15 protein-coding genes are annotated in these 15,971 nt (G+C 71.5%); 5 read left to right on the top strand and 10 right to left on the bottom strand.

Annotated features, from left to right (window positions below; all coding sequences use genetic code 11):
* Positions 1 to 31: 31 nt before the first annotated feature.
* The 4 genes from AC5WAM_RS28815 to fasR all read right to left on the bottom strand — a co-directional run bounded on the left by AC5WAM_RS28815 (position 32) and on the right by fasR (position 3,638).
* A complete protein-coding gene (locus AC5WAM_RS28815) occupies positions 32 to 280 on the bottom strand; it encodes an acyl carrier protein (protein WP_030358543.1) in 249 nt (82 codons plus the stop codon).
* A gap of 71 nt (positions 281 to 351) precedes the next feature.
* The gene (locus tag AC5WAM_RS28820) at positions 352 to 1,383 is read right to left on the bottom strand and encodes a ketoacyl-ACP synthase III (protein ID WP_366793995.1); all 1,032 of its coding nucleotides are present in this window, start codon (positions 1,381 to 1,383) and stop codon (positions 352 to 354) included.
* A gap of 15 nt (positions 1,384 to 1,398) precedes the next feature.
* On the bottom strand, positions 1,399 to 2,337 hold the full coding sequence (locus AC5WAM_RS28825) for an ACP S-malonyltransferase (protein ID WP_495523666.1): 939 nt from the start codon (positions 2,335 to 2,337) through the stop codon (positions 1,399 to 1,401).
* A gap of 89 nt (positions 2,338 to 2,426) precedes the next feature.
* Positions 2,427 to 3,638 carry a fatty acid biosynthesis transcriptional regulator FasR gene (gene fasR / locus AC5WAM_RS28830; RefSeq protein WP_366794022.1) on the bottom strand — a complete coding sequence of 404 codons (1,212 nt, stop codon included), beginning with the start codon at positions 3,636 to 3,638 and terminating at the stop codon, positions 2,427 to 2,429.
* 83 nt (positions 3,639 to 3,721) lie between these two features.
* Here fasR and AC5WAM_RS28835 point away from each other — a divergent pair, with 83 nt between their 5' ends.
* The gene (locus AC5WAM_RS28835) at positions 3,722 to 4,378 is read left to right on the top strand and encodes a pirin family protein (protein WP_366793997.1); all 657 of its coding nucleotides are present in this window, start codon (positions 3,722 to 3,724) and stop codon (positions 4,376 to 4,378) included.
* A gap of 103 nt (positions 4,379 to 4,481) precedes the next feature.
* Here the strand turns inward: AC5WAM_RS28835 and AC5WAM_RS28840 are convergent, their stop codons facing one another.
* Positions 4,482 to 5,297 (bottom strand): serine hydrolase domain-containing protein, encoded by an 816-nt coding sequence (locus AC5WAM_RS28840; protein ID WP_172385810.1) that lies wholly within the window; start codon positions 5,295 to 5,297, stop codon positions 4,482 to 4,484.
* 109 nt (positions 5,298 to 5,406) lie between these two features.
* Here AC5WAM_RS28840 and AC5WAM_RS28845 point away from each other — a divergent pair, with 109 nt between their 5' ends.
* Complete coding sequence (locus AC5WAM_RS28845) at positions 5,407 to 5,847, top strand: MerR family transcriptional regulator (protein ID WP_495519318.1); 441 nt, start codon at positions 5,407 to 5,409, stop codon at positions 5,845 to 5,847.
* 4 nt (positions 5,848 to 5,851) lie between these two features.
* On the opposite strand, the gene AC5WAM_RS28850 is transcribed toward AC5WAM_RS28845, so the two are convergent.
* The 3 genes from AC5WAM_RS28850 to AC5WAM_RS28860 form a co-directional block, all read right to left on the bottom strand.
* Complete coding sequence (locus AC5WAM_RS28850; protein ID WP_495519319.1) at positions 5,852 to 6,721, bottom strand: DUF4429 domain-containing protein; 870 nt, start codon at positions 6,719 to 6,721, stop codon at positions 5,852 to 5,854.
* A 75-nt stretch (positions 6,722 to 6,796) separates the two neighbouring features.
* Positions 6,797 to 8,008: an alpha/beta hydrolase gene (locus AC5WAM_RS28855; protein WP_495519320.1), complete on the bottom strand. Its 1,212-nt coding sequence runs from the start codon at positions 8,006 to 8,008 to the stop codon at positions 6,797 to 6,799.
* 322 nt (positions 8,009 to 8,330) lie between these two features.
* Positions 8,331 to 8,960: a TetR/AcrR family transcriptional regulator gene (locus AC5WAM_RS28860; RefSeq protein ID WP_366794004.1), complete on the bottom strand. Its 630-nt coding sequence runs from the start codon at positions 8,958 to 8,960 to the stop codon at positions 8,331 to 8,333.
* Between the two features lie 127 nt (positions 8,961 to 9,087).
* On the opposite strand from AC5WAM_RS28860, the gene AC5WAM_RS28865 reads away from it, so the two are divergent.
* Complete coding sequence (locus AC5WAM_RS28865; RefSeq protein WP_495519321.1) at positions 9,088 to 10,704, top strand: MFS transporter; 1,617 nt, start codon at positions 9,088 to 9,090, stop codon at positions 10,702 to 10,704.
* 274 nt (positions 10,705 to 10,978) lie between these two features.
* Positions 10,979 to 11,407, top strand: a complete 429-nt coding sequence (locus AC5WAM_RS28870; RefSeq protein ID WP_495519322.1) for a peptidase inhibitor family I36 protein — start codon at positions 10,979 to 10,981, stop codon at positions 11,405 to 11,407.
* Between the two features lie 30 nt (positions 11,408 to 11,437).
* Here the strand turns inward: AC5WAM_RS28870 and AC5WAM_RS28875 are convergent, their stop codons facing one another.
* Complete coding sequence (locus AC5WAM_RS28875; RefSeq protein WP_366794023.1) at positions 11,438 to 12,235, bottom strand: potassium channel family protein; 798 nt, start codon at positions 12,233 to 12,235, stop codon at positions 11,438 to 11,440.
* Positions 12,236 to 12,356: 121 nt separating this feature from the next.
* The gene (gene aceE / locus AC5WAM_RS28880; protein WP_495519323.1) at positions 12,357 to 15,104 is read right to left on the bottom strand and encodes a pyruvate dehydrogenase (acetyl-transferring), homodimeric type; all 2,748 of its coding nucleotides are present in this window, start codon (positions 15,102 to 15,104) and stop codon (positions 12,357 to 12,359) included.
* 424 nt (positions 15,105 to 15,528) lie between these two features.
* Here aceE and AC5WAM_RS28885 point away from each other — a divergent pair, with 424 nt between their 5' ends.
* The gene (locus AC5WAM_RS28885) at positions 15,529 to 15,960 is read left to right on the top strand and encodes a DUF3052 domain-containing protein (protein ID WP_030566407.1); all 432 of its coding nucleotides are present in this window, start codon (positions 15,529 to 15,531) and stop codon (positions 15,958 to 15,960) included.
* The last annotated feature ends 11 nt before the right edge of the window (positions 15,961 to 15,971 follow it).

Consider the following 15,971-nt stretch of genomic DNA (forward strand, 5'->3'; position numbering starts at 1 on the left):
GCGGATGGCCAGAGCCTGCTGGCCGCCAGGATCAGGCCTGGTGCTCGAGGATGTACTTGGTGGCGTCGCCGACCGTCTTGAGGTTCTTGACGTCGTCGTCCGGGATCTTCACGTCGAAGCGCTCTTCGGCGGCGACGACGACCTCGACCATGGACAGCGAGTCGACGTCCAGGTCGTCCGTGAAGGACTTGTCCAGCTGGACGTCCTCGACCGGGATGCCGGCGATCTCGTTGACGATCTCCGCGAGACCGTCGACGATCTCCTTCTCAGTGGCGGCCATGAGGCGCTCCTTCTTGTGTATCCAGAGGGTGTGACGGCATCCGTACGGATCCGAAGATCCGCAGCGGGTGCCTAGGGGAGGGTAACGACCGTGGCGGCGTACACGAGACCCGCCCCGAAGCCGATGACGAGAGCGGTGTCGCCGCTCTTCGCCTCGCCGGTCGCCAGAAGCCGCTCCATCGCGAGCGGAATCGAAGCTGCCGACGTGTTGCCGGTGGTCTCCACGTCACGGGCGACCGTGACGTGCTCCGGCAGTTTCAGAGTCTTCACCATCGAGTCGATGATCCGCATGTTGGCCTGGTGCGGGATGAAGACGTCCAGGTCGTCCGCGCTGATCCCGGCCGCGTCGAGCGCCTCCTTGGCGACCTTCGCCATCTCGAAGACGGCCCAGCGGAACACCGCCTGGCCCTCCTGCGTGATCGCGGGGAACTTGACCTCGCCGTCGGCGCCGACGGGCAGCTGGGTGACGTCGCCGATGCGGTACTCGTCCCAGGCCACGGTCTGCTTGATGGTCTCGGACTTGTCGCCTTCCGAGCCCCAGACCGTCGGGCCGATCGCGGGCTCCTTGGCGGGGCCGACGACGACCGCGCCCGCGCCGTCACCGAACAGGAAGGCCGTCTTGCGGTCCTCCAGGTCGGTCAGGTCACTCAGCCGCTCCACGCCGATGACCAGGGCGTACTCCGCGGAGCCGTCGATGATCATGCCCTTGGCGAGGGTCAGGCCGTAGCCGAAGCCCGCGCAGCCCGCGGAGATGTCGAACGCGGCGGGCTTGCCGGTGCCGAGCTTGTCCGCGATCTCCGTGGCGATGGCCGGGGTCTGCTTGAAGTGCGAGACGGTGGAGACGATCACCGCGCCGATCTGCTCGGGCCGGATGCCCGCGTCCGCGATGGCCTTGCCCGCGGCCTCGACGGACATCGCGGCCACGGTCTCCTCGGGGGAGGCCCAGTGGCGCGTCGCGATGCCGGAGCGGGAGCGGATCCACTCGTCGGAGGAGTCGATCTTCTCCAGGATGACCTCGTTGGGCACCACCCGGACCGGGCGGTAGCCGCCGACTCCCATGATGCGCGCGTACGGGGCGCCCTGGCTGGGCTTGATCTTCGTCATGCTCCAGGCTCCTTCTCAGGCACCCGCCGCGTCGGCGGCGGAGGCGGCGGTCTCGGCGATGAGCTCACGCGCGGCGTCGAGGTCGTCCGGCGTCTTCACGGCCAGGTTCTTGACCCCCTTGAGCGCGCGCTTGGCCAGACCGGTCAGCGTGCCGCCGGGGCACACCTCGATCAGCGCCGTGACGCCGAGCTCCTGGAACGTGTCCATGCACAGGTCCCAGCGGACCGGGTTCGCGACCTGGCCCACGAGGCGGGAGACCACCTCGGCGCCGCTCGCGACGGCCTGGCCGTCCCGGTTCGAGATGTACGTGAGCCGCGGGTCCGCGATGTCGAGGCCCTGGGCGGCATCCTCAAGAGCGGCGACCGCGGGAGCCATGTGGTGGGTGTGGAACGCGCCCGCGACCTTCAGCGGCACGACCTTGCGGACGCCCTCCGGCTTGTCCTCGGCCAGCGCGGCCAGCTGCTCGGCGGTGCCGGCGGCCACGATCTGGCCCGCGCCGTTCACGTTCGCCGGGGTCAGGCCGAGCTTCTCCAGGTGCGGAAGCGTCACCTCGGGGTCGCCGCCGAGGAGGGCGGCCATGCCGGTCTGCGTCACGGCGGCGGCGTCGGCCATGGCCAGGCCCCGCTTGCGGACGAAGCCGAGCGCGGCGTCCTCGGACAGCACGCCCGCGTACGCGGCCGCGGTGATCTCGCCCACGCTGTGGCCCGCCACGGCGCCCGGGGAAATGTCACCCAGTGCCTGCGCGGACAGCAGTCCCGCGGCGACGAGCAGCGGCTGCGCCACGGCGGTGTCACGGATCGCGTCGGCGTCCGCCTGCGTACCGTAGTGGACGAGGTCGAGCCCGATGGCGTCCGACCAGGCGGCGAGGCGGTCCGCGGCGCCGGGAAGGTCGAGCCAGGGGGTCAGGAAGCCGGGCGTCTGAGCGCCTTGGCCGGGAGCGACGAGTACGAGCACTCTCACACTCTCTCTTGTGGACAGTACGAACCGCCCGTGGGGACAGGGACGAAGAACCGCTAGGGGAATTGTAGGGGGCCGACAAACCCCTACGGTTGGGCGTCGCCGGCGGCCAGACGTCCCAGGATCAGTGCGATCCGCAGTGTGAAGGCGGAGCGTACATCTGAAGGAGACCATCCGGTGACGTCGGTCACACGTCGAAGCCGGTAGCGCACGGTGTTGGGATGCACAAAGAGCATCCGCGCGGCGCCCTCCAGGCTGCTCGCCTGTTCCAGGTAGACACTGAGGGTCTCCAGGAGCGCGGAGCCCGCCTCCTCCAGTGGTCTGTAGATCTCCTCCACCAGCTGTTCCCGTGCGGCAGGATCGCCCGCCATCGCCCGCTCGGGCAGCACATCGTCCGCGAGCACCGGACGGGGGGCGTCCTGCCAGGCGGCGCAGGCCTTGAGCCCGGCCGCGGCCGCCTGGGCCGAGCGGGTCGCGGCGAGCAGGTCGGGCACGATCGGCCCGGCCACCACGGGCCCGGCCGCGTACGGCCCGATCAGGGCCTTGGCCACGGCCAGGGGGTTGTCGTTGCCGCCCGCGATGACCACCAGACGGGCGCCGAGCACCCCGGTGAGCACCTGGAGCTTCGCGTGCCGGGCGGCCCTGCGGATGGCCTCGACGGTCAGCTCGCTGTCGCCGTCGGGCGCGGTGCCGAGGACCACGCACACGTGGTCGGGGGAGTTCCAGCCGAGCGCGGCGGCCCGGGACACGGCGCCCTCGTCGGCCTCGCCGGACAGCACGGCGTTCACCACGAGGGACTCCAGGCGGGCGTCCCAGGCACCGCGTGCCTCGGCGGCCTGGGCGTACACCTGAGCGGTGGCGAAGGCGATCTCGCGGGCGTAGACGAGCAGCGCCTCGCGCAGCACCGACTCGTCGCCGGGCGCGGCCACCTCGTCGATGGCGGACTCCATGACCTCGATGGTCGTCCGCACCATCTCCACGGTCTGGCGCAGTGTGATGGCGCGGGTCAGCTCGCGCGGCGCGGTCCCGAAGACGTCCGTCGAGATCGCCTGCGGGGCGTCCGGGTGCCGGAACCACTCGGTGAACGCGGCGATGCCGGCCTGGGCGACCAGGCCGATCCACGAGCGGTTCTCCGGTGGCATGGCCCGGTACCAGGACAGCGTCTCGTCCATGCGCGCGATGGCCTGCGCGGCGAGGCTGCCGGACGACTTCTCCAGACGCCTCAGGGTCGCGGTGTGCGGGTGGGCGCGGCCGGTACGGGCCGGACCCGGGGCCGCGGCACCTGTGTCCTGGTGGATTTCGTTCGCTGAGGGTTCGGGCACGGGGACAAGACTGCCTTATCGGGGCGGCGGCGTGCGGGGCCGGGTCTACCGTGGGGGACGTGATTGATGTGCGGCGCTCCGGCGAGCGGTACCCCGGCGGCGACCCCGGGGCGGGGATCGACTCCTACCACGCGTTCTCCTTCGGGCCCTACTACGAGCCCGACAACCTCCGCTTCGGCGCGATGCTCGCCTGCAACGAGGAGCGCCTCGCCCCCGGCGCGGGCTTCGACGAGCACCCCCACAGCCACACGGAGATCGTCACGTGGGTGGTCGAGGGCGAGCTCACCCACCGCGACTCCACCGGCCACGAGTCGCTGATCGGGCCCGGCGACGTCCAGCACCTCAGCGCGGGCGCGGGCGTCCGCCACGTGGAGCGCAACGCGGGCCCCGCCCCCCTGACCTTCCTCCAGATGTGGCTCGCCCCCCTGGAGCCCGGCGGCGATCCCGCGTACGGGATCGTCCCCGGCATCGCCGACGCCACCCCCTACGCCCTGCCCGCGGCGGGCGCCCTCCTCCACGTCCGCCGGCTCTCCCCGGGCGAGCGCGCCGCGATCCCGCCCGCGCCGCACGTGTACGTCCACGTGGTGCGGGGCGAGGTCGCCCTGGGCCAGGAGGAACTGGGCCCCGGCGACTCGGTGAGGATCACGGAGGAGGAGGGCCTGGAAGCCGTGGCGTACGAGACCCCGGCGGAGCTCCTGCTCTGGGAAATGCCCTAGCCCGCCCTTGTGGGCGGCTGGTCCGCCCAGGGGGCGGAACGGGCGGGCACAAGGGCGGACCCCGCCGCGCCGGGCTGCGCACCACCCGGCCCACAGTCGGCGGTCAGAGTTCAGCCAGCACCGCGTCCGTGAAGACGGGCCACACCTCCACGGCCCACGGCCCGAAGGCCCGGTCCGTCAACGCCACACACGCGGCCCCGGCGTCGGGGTCCACCCACAAGAACGTTCCCGCCTGCCCGAAGTGCCCGAAGGTCCGCGGCGAGGACGAGGCCCCCGTCCAGTGCGGGGCCTTCCCGTCCCGGATCTCGAAGCCGAGCCCCCAGTCGTTGGGGTTCTGGTGCCCGTACCCCGGGAGCACCCCCTTGAGCCCCGGGTACGTCACCGACATGGCCATCGCCACGGTCCGCGGGTCGAGCAGCCGCGGCGCCTGCACCTCGGCGGCGAACCGCACGAGGTCGTCGACGGTCGACACCCCGTCCTTGGCGGGGGACCCGCCGCCCGCGAGCCCGGTGGACGTCATCCCGAGGGGTTCCAGCACGGCCTGCCGCAGATAGTCGGCGAAGGGGATGTCCGTCGCCTTGGCGATGTGGTCCCCGAGCACCTCGAACCCGGCGTTGGAGTACAGCCGCCGCGTCCCGGGCGCGGCCATCACCTGGTGCTCGTCGAAGGCGAGCCCGCTGGTGTGCGCGAGCAGGTGCCGCACGGTCGACCCCTCGGGCCCGGCCGGCTCGTCGAGCTCGACGGCGCCCTCCTCGTACGCGACGAGCGCCGCGTAGGCCGCGAGCGGCTTGGTGACCGAGGCCAGGGCGAAGCGGTGCGCGGTGGGCCCGCGGCTCCCGGCCACGGTGCCGTCCGCGCGGACGACGGCGGCGGCAGCGGTGGGGACCGGCCAGTTCTCGATCAGCTCCAGGCTCTGCATGCGTACGAGCGTAAGCGCCGCGCCACCGCCCCGGAGCCGGGGGGTCGGGCCGCGGGAGCGGGCGAAAACCCCTTGCTTCGAGTGCGCTCGAAGGCCCTAGCGTGGAGCCATGACGGTCATGGAGACGGGGTCCGCCCTCGCGGAGAGCCACTACACGATCAGCGAGGTCGCCGCGGAGACCGGTCTGACCGCGCACACCCTGCGCTGGTACGAGCGGATCGGGCTGATGCCGCACATCGACCGCTCCCACACCGGCCAGCGCCGCTACCGGGACCGCGACCTGCGGTGGCTGACGTTCCTCGGCAAGCTGCGCGCCACCGGCATGCCGGTGGCGGACATGGTGCGCTACGCGGAGCTGGTGCGCGCGGGCGACCACACCTTCGCCGAGCGCCAGGACCTCCTGGAGCGGACCCGGCGCGACGTCCGCGCGCGCATCGCGGAGCTCCAGGACACCCTCGCCGTGCTCGACCACAAGATCGGTTCGTACGCGGTGGCGCGGTCGGAGGCCGCCGTCGGCGCGGAGGCGGCCGCAGGCTCCTGCGGCCCCTGACCGCTCACAGCTCGGCGAGCAGCTCCGTCTTCTTCGCCGTGAACTCGTCGTCCGTGAGCAGACCCGCCTGGTGCAGCTCGCCCAGGTGCCGGATGCGCTCGGCGATGTCGGCCGGGTCGCGCCGCCCGGCCGGGGCCGCCGGGGCGCTCTGCGCCGCCGGGGCCGGGCCGCACGCCCTGACGGCCGCGAGGACCGACGCGGCGAACGGCAGTGACTCGTGCACAGGGCCGTAGCCGAGCCCGAAGACGACCGCTGCCGGGTCCTGGTCGGCCTGGGCGGGCTGCGCCACCGGCGACTCGCGGCGCAGCAGGCGCAGATGCCCCTCGAAGACCTCCGGGGAGCGCCACTCGACCCCGCTGAGGTCGGTCACCGCGAAGCTCTGGTCCCCGGCCTTCCACTTGGCCGACGACGCGCCGGTCCAGAACCAGCGGAAGGCCACCGCCTTGCCGTCGAAGGACGCCTTCCCGTCGTACGCCTTGAACTGCAGCGGCACCTCGGGCGCGGCCACCAGATAGCGGTCCGCCTCTCCCGGGTCCTCGGCGGGCAGCAGGGCGCGCAGCTCGTCCGCGTAGTACTCGGCGAGCGTCTCCCGCTCCGCGGGCAGCACCAGGCGGTACGGGTCGGCCCCGTCCTTGAGCTGTCCCGCGGCTGCCTCCATCAGTGGATCGGCACCTGGTCTCGGGACCAGGTGCAGAACCGTCGTCCCCCGTTTGCCCGGTGTGAGCGTGACCCCCGCGATCGCCTCAAGGGGGATGCAGCGTTCGCCGAGAGCCTGGAACAGCTTCGGCGTACGGATCCCCCGTTCGAAGCGGATGAGCACGGAGTCGGACTCGAACTCCCAGGCGGCGTGAAAACCGGCCAGTACATCACCCATGCGGCTCATCGTATGCGGCACGCGCTCCTCCGTCTCTCCTGCGGCGGGCCGCTGTTTCGCCGATTTCTACGCGCGTCAGGCCGCCGTCGTACCGGAAATTCCGTCGTGGCAGCCCGCGTCCCCGTCGGCGCAGCGCACCGCGCCGTACGCGCCGACGCCGATCCGGGCGAAGTTGCTGAGGCTGTCCGTGCCCGGCTCGAAATAGCCGGTGTGGCCCCGGGCGCGGTCGGCGGACACCACGCGGGCGCCGAAGCCGCCCGACACCGGGTCGGCGCCGTGGCCGAGCCCGCCGACCTCCATGTGCGGCACATCCTGGATCCAGTCGTCGCTGTCCCGTGCGGCCCAGACCCGCGCGCGGGTGCCGAGCCCTGACACGTTGTCGGCGCGCATCCCGGGGCTGCCCGCGACCGCGATGTCCGTGACCCGCTCCGGCAGCCGCCTCGCGGCGACCCCGCACACCACCGAGCCGTAGCTGTGGCAGTACAGCGCCACCCCGGTGCGCCCCGGCAGGGCGCGGACCAGCGAGTCGAGGCGGACGGCGCCGTCGTCGGCCCGCATGGAGGTGGCGGCGTCCACGCCGAGGCCGACGGGCGTGGTGTAGTCGGCCCACGCGATCACGGCGGTCCGGGTGCGGGGGTCGGTCCTGCGCTCGGCGCGGTAGAGGGACCGGGCCATGCCCACGGGCGCCGCGTACTTGCGCTGGGTCCGCTCGAAGGTGAGGACGTCGGTGTCGACGCCGGGCACGATGACCGACACGCGGCTCGCCCGGTCGAGGTCGCCGAGGACCTCGGCCATGCGGCCCGAGCCCATCGGGTCGAAGGCGAGGACCTGGCGGCCGGGGCGCATCATCACGCCGAACCGCTTCATCCTGCGCTCCGCCTCCTGCTTGCCGACGGGCGAGAGCCGGTCGTCGTGCATGCGCCGCCGCTCGATCACCCGGGCCTGCTTGAGGGCGATGCGGTTCGCGCGGTAGCGCAGCCCCACGGGGGCACCGTTCATGTTGCCGACCGCGAGCGGGTAGCGCAGGGCGAGCCGGTCGCGCTGGTACGCGGTGAGCGAGGCGAAGAACCGCGCGAGCCGGTCGGCGGGCGCACCGGGGTCGGGCAGCTCGCGTCCGTCGATGTGCCCCCGCTCCCAGGCGGCGAGGGTGGCTTCGAGCGGCGACGCGTCGCCTCTGTTCTGGCGCACCGCGGTCCACCCGGTGGTCGCCAGCATGACGAACACGACGGTGAGCGCGAGCAGCGCGCGCCAGATGCTGAGTTGGGGGGATGAGTCGAAGGAAGTCACTGCGGGACACCCTAGGAGAAGGCTGAAGCCCGCCGTGCACGGGGTGAGGCAGATCACGTTTCTTGCTGGGTATTTGCGGCAAAGCGGGCGCACGCCGTATCGGATCGTCACGCTCCGTCGAAGGGGCGTACGTGTGGCGCGCGTGGGGCGCGAGGGGGAGCGGGGGTGGGAGCCGCCACGAAGCGTCAAGCTCCGCTACTCAACGTGGTGGTCGGTGGGGGAGGTTGACGGGTCCCGCCCGGGGTCGGCCGTCGCCCCTCGGGAGCGGCTCGCCGCACTTGGGGAAGGCCCGCAACGGTCCGCCGCGCCCGTGCGGGGCGGGTCAGCGGCCCCGGTGCCAGTCCTCCGCGAGCGCGCCCAGGTGGTCGAGGTACTCCTCCGTCGTCGCGCGGATCGACGCGACGCTGACGTCCTCGCCGGTGGCCCACAGCCGCCCGGCCGCCCGCATGACGCCGCCGAACGCGGCGGTCGCCACCCGCGGCCGCGGATCCGCGGGGTCCAGGCCCTCCCGCTCGGCGAGCACGTGCGCGGCCCGCGCCTCCAGTTCGGTGGAGCGGTGCAGATGGGCGGCGAGCAGCGAGGGCGTCGACTCGATCATCTGGTACGTACGGATGTGGAGTTCGACCGGGATCAGCTCGGCCATCGCCTCGTTCATGGCCTCCCAGGAGTCGAGCACGGCCCCGCGCAGTGCCACGAACGGCGGCTCGCCCGGGGGGCGTTCGCGCAGCGCCCGCATGAAGCGGGTCTCCACCATCTCGGGGACGGCGAAGGCGGTCTCCTGCTTGCCCGCGAAGTGCCGGAAGAACGTGCGCTGGGAGACGTCGACGGCCTCGACGATCTCGTCGACGGTCGTCTCCTCGAACCCCTGTGTGGTGAACAGTTCGAGCGCCGCGCGCAGCAGCGCGTCACGGGTGCGCCGCTTCTTGAGTTCGCGCAAGCCGGGCCTGGTCACGCCGCTCTCTTTTCTCCTGGAGTCCGCTCACCCTACCCGCGCCCTCCGAGGGGCGCGGGCCTACGCGTCAGCGGCTGTCTCGTGAGGCTCCCTACCAAGTGTCAGCGGCTGACACTAGCCTCGGTCCATGACCACTCAGACTCCGATCGGCTCGGCGGACAAGCCGCCGGATCCGTCCTCGACCTCCGGCCTGGGCAAGGGACTTCGCGGTCATCCCTGGCTGACCCTGGTCTCCGTCGGGATCGGCGTGATGATGGTGGCCCTCGACGGCACGATCGTCGCGGTCGCCAACCCGGCCATCACCAAGGACCTGGACGCCACCCTCGCGGACGTCCAGTGGATCACCAACGGCTATCTGCTCGCGCTCGCCGTCGCCCTCATCACGGCGGGCAAGCTCGGTGACCGCTTCGGCCACCGCCAGACCTATCTCATCGGCGTCGTGGGCTTCGCCGCCGCGTCGGGCGCCATCGGCCTGTCCGACACCGTCTCCCTCGTCATCGCCTTCCGCGTGCTCCAGGGGCTGTTCGGCGCGCTCCTCATGCCCGCCGCGCTCGGCATGCTGCGGGCGACCTTCCCGGCCGAGAAGCTGAACATGGCCATCGGCGTCTGGGGCATGATCATCGGCGCCTCCACCGCGGGCGGCCCCATCGTCGGCGGCCTGCTCGTCGAGCACGTCAGCTGGCAGTCGGTCTTCTACATCAACGTGCCCGTCGGCGCCCTCGCGCTCGTCCTCGGCCTGGTGATCCTCAAGGACCACCGCGCGGAGAAGGCACCCCGGTCCTTCGACGCCCTCGGCATCGTGCTGCTCTCGGCCGCGATGTTCGCCCTGGTCTGGGGGCTCATCAAGGCGGGCGACCCGTGGGGCTGGGGCAGCGGGAAGACGTGGCTGTTCCTCGGCGGCTCCGCCCTCTGCTTCGTCCTGTTCGCCTTCTGGGAGACCCGGGTCCAGGAGCCGCTGATCCCGCTCGCCCTGTTCCGGTCGGTGGCGCTGTCCGCGGGCGTGGCCCTGATGGTCCTGATGGCCTTCGCCTTTCTCGGCGGCCTGTTCTTCGTGACCTTCTACTTGCAGAACGTGCACGGCATGAGCCCCGTCGACAGCGGCCTGCACCTGCTGCCGCTGACCACCATGATGATCGTCTCCTCGCCGGTGGCGGGCGCCCTGATCACCCGGGTCGGACCGCGCCTCCCGCTCATGGCGGGCATGGTCTGCACGGCCGCCGCGATGTTCGGCATGACGAGCCTGACGGAGGACACCGGCACCCTCGCGATGTCCCTGTGGTTCGCGCTGCTCGGTCTCGGCCTCGCGCCGGTCCTGGTCGGCGCCACCGAAGTCATCGTGGGCAACGCCCCGTTGGAGCTGTCCGGCGTCGCGGGCGGCCTCCAGCAGGCGGGCATGCAGGTCGGCGGCAGCCTCGGCACGGCCGTCCTCGGCGCGGTGATGTCCACCACCGTGGACTCCGACCTGGCGGGCAACTGGCGCGACGCCGGGCTGCCCGGCACCCCGCCGCCCGGCCTGGAGAAGGCGGCCTCGACCGGATCGGTGCCCGAGGAGCTCGCCAAGTCCCCCGGCATGACCGAGAGCACCTTCGCCCGCATCACCGACGTCGTCCACGACACCTTCATGTCGGGCCTGGGCGTCGCGTTCGCCGTGGCGGGCGTGGTCGGCGCGCTCGCGGCGGCGGTGGCCCTCCTGACCAAGCGCGGCACGAACACGGAGCCGGGAGGCGGAGCGGGCCACGTCTAGCCGACGCCCCGAACGGCCAGTGCCCCGAAGGGGCGCGGGGAACTGCGCGACAAGCCACGGCGCACCCGCAGGCGAGAGGCGGCCGACAGCGGCCCGGCGAAGCGCCCGGGTGTTCTCAGGGAGATCCCCTGAGGGTGAGGGGGCCAGGCCCCTCCGGGCTCAGCCCGGGGGATTTCGCCTATCCGGGTGAGCCCCACCGAAACCCCTTCCCGCCCCCGGGACCCGCGGCGGAGAGTGACGCCAAGTGACCGATGCGACACGGGGGTTCACATACATGCGTACGACCAAACCCGCCGCCACCTTCACGGCCCTCACCGCCGCCGCGCTCGCCGCGGCGGTCCTGACCCCCGCCCACGCGGGCACCGCGGGCACGACGGACACCACAGCCCCGGCGCGGGCCGGTGCCGCGCCCCCGGGCAAGCTCGGCGCGTGCGGGCCCGGGGAGCTCTGCCTCTGGGAGAAGGCGGGCTTCAAGGGCCGACGGCACGTGTTCGAGCTGGCCGGGGTCGACATCGAGAGCTGCGTCGCGCTGCCGGAGGGGGGCAGCGCGCAGGCCCTCGCCAACCGCACCGGCCGCCCCGTCACGACGTATCAGTCCCGGGAGTGCGCCGAGACGGCCGAGTTCAACACCTATCCCGGGGGTGGCACCTGGGCCCCCGAATCGCCCTACCGCATCAGGGCGTTCAAGGTCTGGGAGCGCTGAGGCGCGCGGCCGCCCCGCCCGGCGGGCACGTCAGGGCCTGCGGGGCCCCGGGACGGGCGGGGCGGCCGCCTCCTCGTCGGACGCAGGGAGCGGCACGGGGCCGCCGGCCAGCGCGGCGACCTGCGCCCGCAGCGCCATCACCTCCGCGGTGAGGGCCTCGATCGCCGCGGTCTGGCGCCGCTCCTCCAGGTTGTCCTTCTCGAAGCGGGCGATGAACCACGCCGCGATGTTGGCGGTGACCACACCGAGCAGCGCGATGCCCGACAGCATCAGGCCCACCGCGAGGACCCGGCCGAGCCCGGTGGTCGGCGCGTGGTCGCCGTAGCCCACGGTCGTCATCGTGGTGAAGGACCACCACACGGCGTCCCCCAGGGTCTTGATGTTGCCGTCCGGCGAATCCCGCTCCACGGACAGCACCGCCAGCGAGCCGAACATCAACAGGCCGACCACCGACCCCACGACATACGTGGTCAGACGTATCTGTGACGCCATCCGCGCCCGCCGCCCCACCAGGAGCAGCGTCGCGACGAGCCGCAGCAGCCGCAGCGGCTGGATCATCGGCAGGACCACGGCACACAGGTCGAGCCAGTGCGTGCGGACGAAGTGCCTCCGGTGCCCGGTCAGCGAGAGCCGCACCAGATAGTCGACGGCGAACGAACCCCAGACGAACCACTCCACCGCCGTGCAGGCGCTCGTCAGGGACGCGCTCGCCCCGGGCCTGACTATCGGTACGGCGTAGGCGACGGCGAAGGCCACGGCCAGGGCGAGCAGCGGACGTTGCGTGCGGCGCTCCCAGCGGACCTGTGCCGACGGCTGCCGCTCAGCCATTTCCTCCATGAGCGCATCGTAGGAAAAGCCCGAAGGGCGACGGGCCCCGGGCCCGTCGCCCTTCGCACTGATGAGGTGTTCGCAGGAGGTGGAGAGTGGTGCGGAGGTGCGCCGGAGCGCGTTACGCGTCGCCTCCGGCGGCGCCCGGGTCGGCCGCCGTCACGTCCAGGAGCTGGTAGCGGTCGATCGCCTGCTTCAGCGCGGAGCGGTCCACCTTGCCCTCGCGGGCCAGCTCGGTGAGGACCGCGAGCACGATCGACTGCGCGTCGATGTGGAAGTAGCGGCGGGCCGCACCCCGGGTGTCGGCGAAGCCGAACCCGTCGGCGCCGAGCGACTGGTAGGTGCCGGGCACCCAGCGGGAGATCTGGTCCGGGACGCTGCGCATCCAGTCGGAGACCGCCACGAACGGACCCTCGGACCCCGACAGCTTGCGCGTCACGTACGGCACGCGCTGCTCCTCCTCGGGGTGCAGCAGGTTGTGCCGCTCCACCTCCACGGCCTCGCGGCGCAGCTCGTTCCAGGAGGTCGCGGACCAGACGTCCGCCTTCACGTTCCACTCCTCGGCGAGGACGCGCTGCGCCTCGATCGCCCACGGCACCGCGACGCCGGAGGCGAGGATCTGCGCGGGAATGGCGCCCCGCTCGCCGGACTTGAGGCGGTGGACGCCCTTGAGGATGCCCTCCACGTCCACGTCCGCCGGCTCGGCCGGGTGCTGGATCGGCTCGTTGTAGACGGTCAGGTAGTAGAAGACGTCCTCGCCCGGCTTGCCGTCGGCCGTCTCGCCGTACATCCGGCGCAGGCCGTCCTTGACGATGTGGGCGATCTCGAAGCCGTACGCCGGGTCGTACGCCACACAGGCCGGGTTGGTGGAGGCGAGCAGCTGCGAGTGGCCGTCCGCGTGCTGGAGGCCCTCGCCGGTCAGCGTCGTGCGCCCGGCGGTCGCGCCGAGCACGAAACCGCGCGAGAGCTGGTCGCCCATCTGCCAGAACTGGTCGCCGGTCCGCTGGAAACCGAACATCGAGTAGAAGACGTACACCGGGATCAGCGGCTCGCCGTGCGTCGCGTAGGCGGAGCCCGCGGCGATCAGGGACGCCGTGCAGCCCGCCTCCGAGATGCCGTCGTGCAGCATCTGGCCGGTCGGCGACTCCTTGTACGCGAGCAGGAGTTCGCGGTCCACGGCCTCGTACTGCTGGCCGAGCGGGTTGTAGATCTTCGCGCTCGGGAAGAAGGAGTCCATGCCGAAGGTGCGGTACTCGTCCGGCGCGATCAGCACGAAGCGCTTGCCGATCTCCTTGTCCCGCATCAGGTCCTTGAGCAGCCGTACGAACGCCATGGTGGTGGCGATGGACTGCTGGCCGGAGCCCTTCTTCACGGACGCGTACGTCTTGTCCTCCGGCAGGTGCAGCGGCTTGGCGCGCACGACCCGGGTCGGGACGTAGCCGCCGAGGCCCTTGCGGCGGTCGTGCATGTACTGGATCTCTTCGGAGTCGCGGCCCGGGTGGTAGTAGGGCGGCGCGCCGTCCTCCAGCTGCTTGTCGGTGATCGGCAGGTGCAGCCGGTCCCGGAAGCGCTTGAGGTCGTCCACGGTCAGCTTCTTCATCTGGTGCGTGGCGTTGCGACCCTCGAAGTTCGGGCCGAGCGTCCAGCCCTTGATCGTCTTGGCCAGGATCACCGTCGGCTGGCCCTTGTGCGCCTTGGCCGCGGAGAACGCCGCGAAGATCTTCCGGTGGTCGTGACCGCCGCGGCCCAGGTGCAGGATCTGGTCGTCGGTCATGTTCTCGACCATGGCGCGCAGCCGCTGGTCCTCGCCGAAGAAGTGGTCGCGGATGTACGCGCCGGTCTCCGTGGCGTACGTCTGGAACTGGCCGTCCGGGGTGGTGTTCATCTTGTTGACCAGGACGCCGTCGCGGTCCTGGGCGAGCAGCGGGTCCCAGCTGCGGTCCCACACCAGCTTGATGACGTTCCAGCCCGCGCCCCGGAAGATCGACTCCAGCTCCTGGATGATCTTGCCGTTGCCGCGCACGGGGCCGTCGAGGCGCTGGAGGTTGCAGTTCACGACGAACGTGAGGTTGTCCAGGCCCTCGCGCGCGGCCAGGGAGAGCTGGCCGAGCGACTCCGGCTCGTCCATCTCGCCGTCGCCGAGGAAGGCCCAGACGTGCGACTTCGTCGTGTCGGCGATGTCGCGCGCTTCCATATAACGATTCATGCGGGCCTGGAAGATCGCACCGAGCGGCCCGAGACCCATCGAAACCGTCGGGAACTCCCAGAAGTCCGGCATCAGGCGCGGATGCGGATAGGAGGAGAGGCCGTAGGGCTCCTTGGACTTCTCCTGCCGGAAGGCGTCGAGCTGCTGTTCGCTCAGCCGGTCGAGCAGGAAGGCGCGGGCGTAGATGCCCGGCGACGCGTGCCCCTGGAAGAAGATCTGGTCGCCGCCGTCGCCCTCGTCCTTGCCGCGGAAGAAGTGGTTGAAGCCCACGTCGTAGAGCGAGGCGGAGGAGGCGAAGGTGGCGATGTGGCCGCCCACGCCGATGCCCGGGCGCTGGGCGCGCGAGACCATCACCGCGGCGTTCCAGCGGGTCGCGTTGAGGATCTTCCGCTCGATCTCCTCGTTGCCGGGGAAGAACGGCTCGTCCTTGGTGGCGATGGTGTTGACGTAGTCCGTGCTGCGCATCTCGGGCACGGCGACGCGCTTCTCACGTGCGCGTTCGATCAGCCGGAGCATCAGATAGCGGGCCCGCTCACGGCCGCGCTCGTCGACGGCGGCGTCGAGGGAGTCGAGCCATTCCTGGGTCTCTTCGGGGTCGAAGTCCGGGACCTGGCTGGGAAGACCGCCAATGATGATCGGGTTGCGATCGGATCCGGAAGCCACGCTGTTCCTTCGCTGTGTTGTCGCGCATGCACGCGATCGGATTCGTGCTCTGCCTTGACCTGCTCTGAAACTCTGCTCTGCGCTGTACGTGTGCTGTACCGGTACGTACGACGTTCACCATCGTGTACCCCGGTGGTGGATACGTCATCTCTACCGGGGGGTAACCGGGATGCTGACTGGTGACCCTGGGGTAGGCTCGGTCAAATCGCAACGATACGCCCATCCTGCCTAAGGGCCGCGCGGCCCCGTACGGGCCCGACGGATGTGGCGGGAGTTGCGGTGACACGGCCGGGAACGTCACCGTTTCGGCGGTCTCGACGGCCGGGTACTTGCGCGATCCGTCCCGCCCGTGTGGACTACGGCCAATGCCCCGCGCACGCGCGTGGCTGAAGGCATTCCCAAAAACATGATCAGGAGGCAATCCGTGAGCGCGACCGCGGACCACGCGGAGACGAACCTTGCCGTAAGGCTGGGTTTCCAGCCCGACATGGTGGTCCAGGAGATCGGCTACGACGACGACGTCGACCAGGAGCTCCGCGAGGCCATCGAGCAGGCTACCGGCACGGAGCTCGTCGACGAGGAATACGACGACGTGGCTGATGCCGTGGTGCTCTGGTTCCGTGAGGACGACGGGGACCTGACTGATGCGCTGGTGGATGCCATCGCGTACATGGAGGAGGGCGGCTCGATCCTGCTCCTCACACCGAAGACGGGCAGGGACGGCTACGTCGAGCCCAGCGAGATCGGTGAGGCATCCACCACGGCGGGTCTGTCCCAGACCAAGAGCATCAACGCGGGCAAGGACTGGAACGGCAGTCGGCTCATCACGCCCAAGGGTGCCGCCAAGAAGAGGTAGCCGGCCACAGG

It is taken from the genome of Streptomyces sp. JLYT201 (assembly GCF_059448825.1).

Coding starts and splice junctions, on each gene's coding strand:
- AC5WAM_RS28845 (WP_495519318.1), top strand. CDS start 5,407: ATGACGGTCATGGAGACGGGGTCCGCCCTCGCGGAGAGCCACTACACG.
- AC5WAM_RS28815 (WP_030358543.1), bottom strand. CDS start 280: ATGGCCGCCACTGAGAAGGAGATCGTCGACGGTCTCGCGGAGATCGTC.
- AC5WAM_RS28820 (WP_366793995.1), bottom strand. CDS start 1,383: ATGACGAAGATCAAGCCCAGCCAGGGCGCCCCGTACGCGCGCATCATG.
- AC5WAM_RS28840 (WP_172385810.1), bottom strand. CDS start 5,297: ATGCAGAGCCTGGAGCTGATCGAGAACTGGCCGGTCCCCACCGCTGCC.
- AC5WAM_RS28865 (WP_495519321.1), top strand. CDS start 9,088: ATGACCACTCAGACTCCGATCGGCTCGGCGGACAAGCCGCCGGATCCG.
- AC5WAM_RS28850 (WP_495519319.1), bottom strand. CDS start 6,721: ATGGGTGATGTACTGGCCGGTTTTCACGCCGCCTGGGAGTTCGAGTCC.
- AC5WAM_RS28875 (WP_366794023.1), bottom strand. CDS start 12,235: ATGGCTGAGCGGCAGCCGTCGGCACAGGTCCGCTGGGAGCGCCGCACG.
- AC5WAM_RS28870 (WP_495519322.1), top strand. CDS start 10,979: ATGCGTACGACCAAACCCGCCGCCACCTTCACGGCCCTCACCGCCGCC.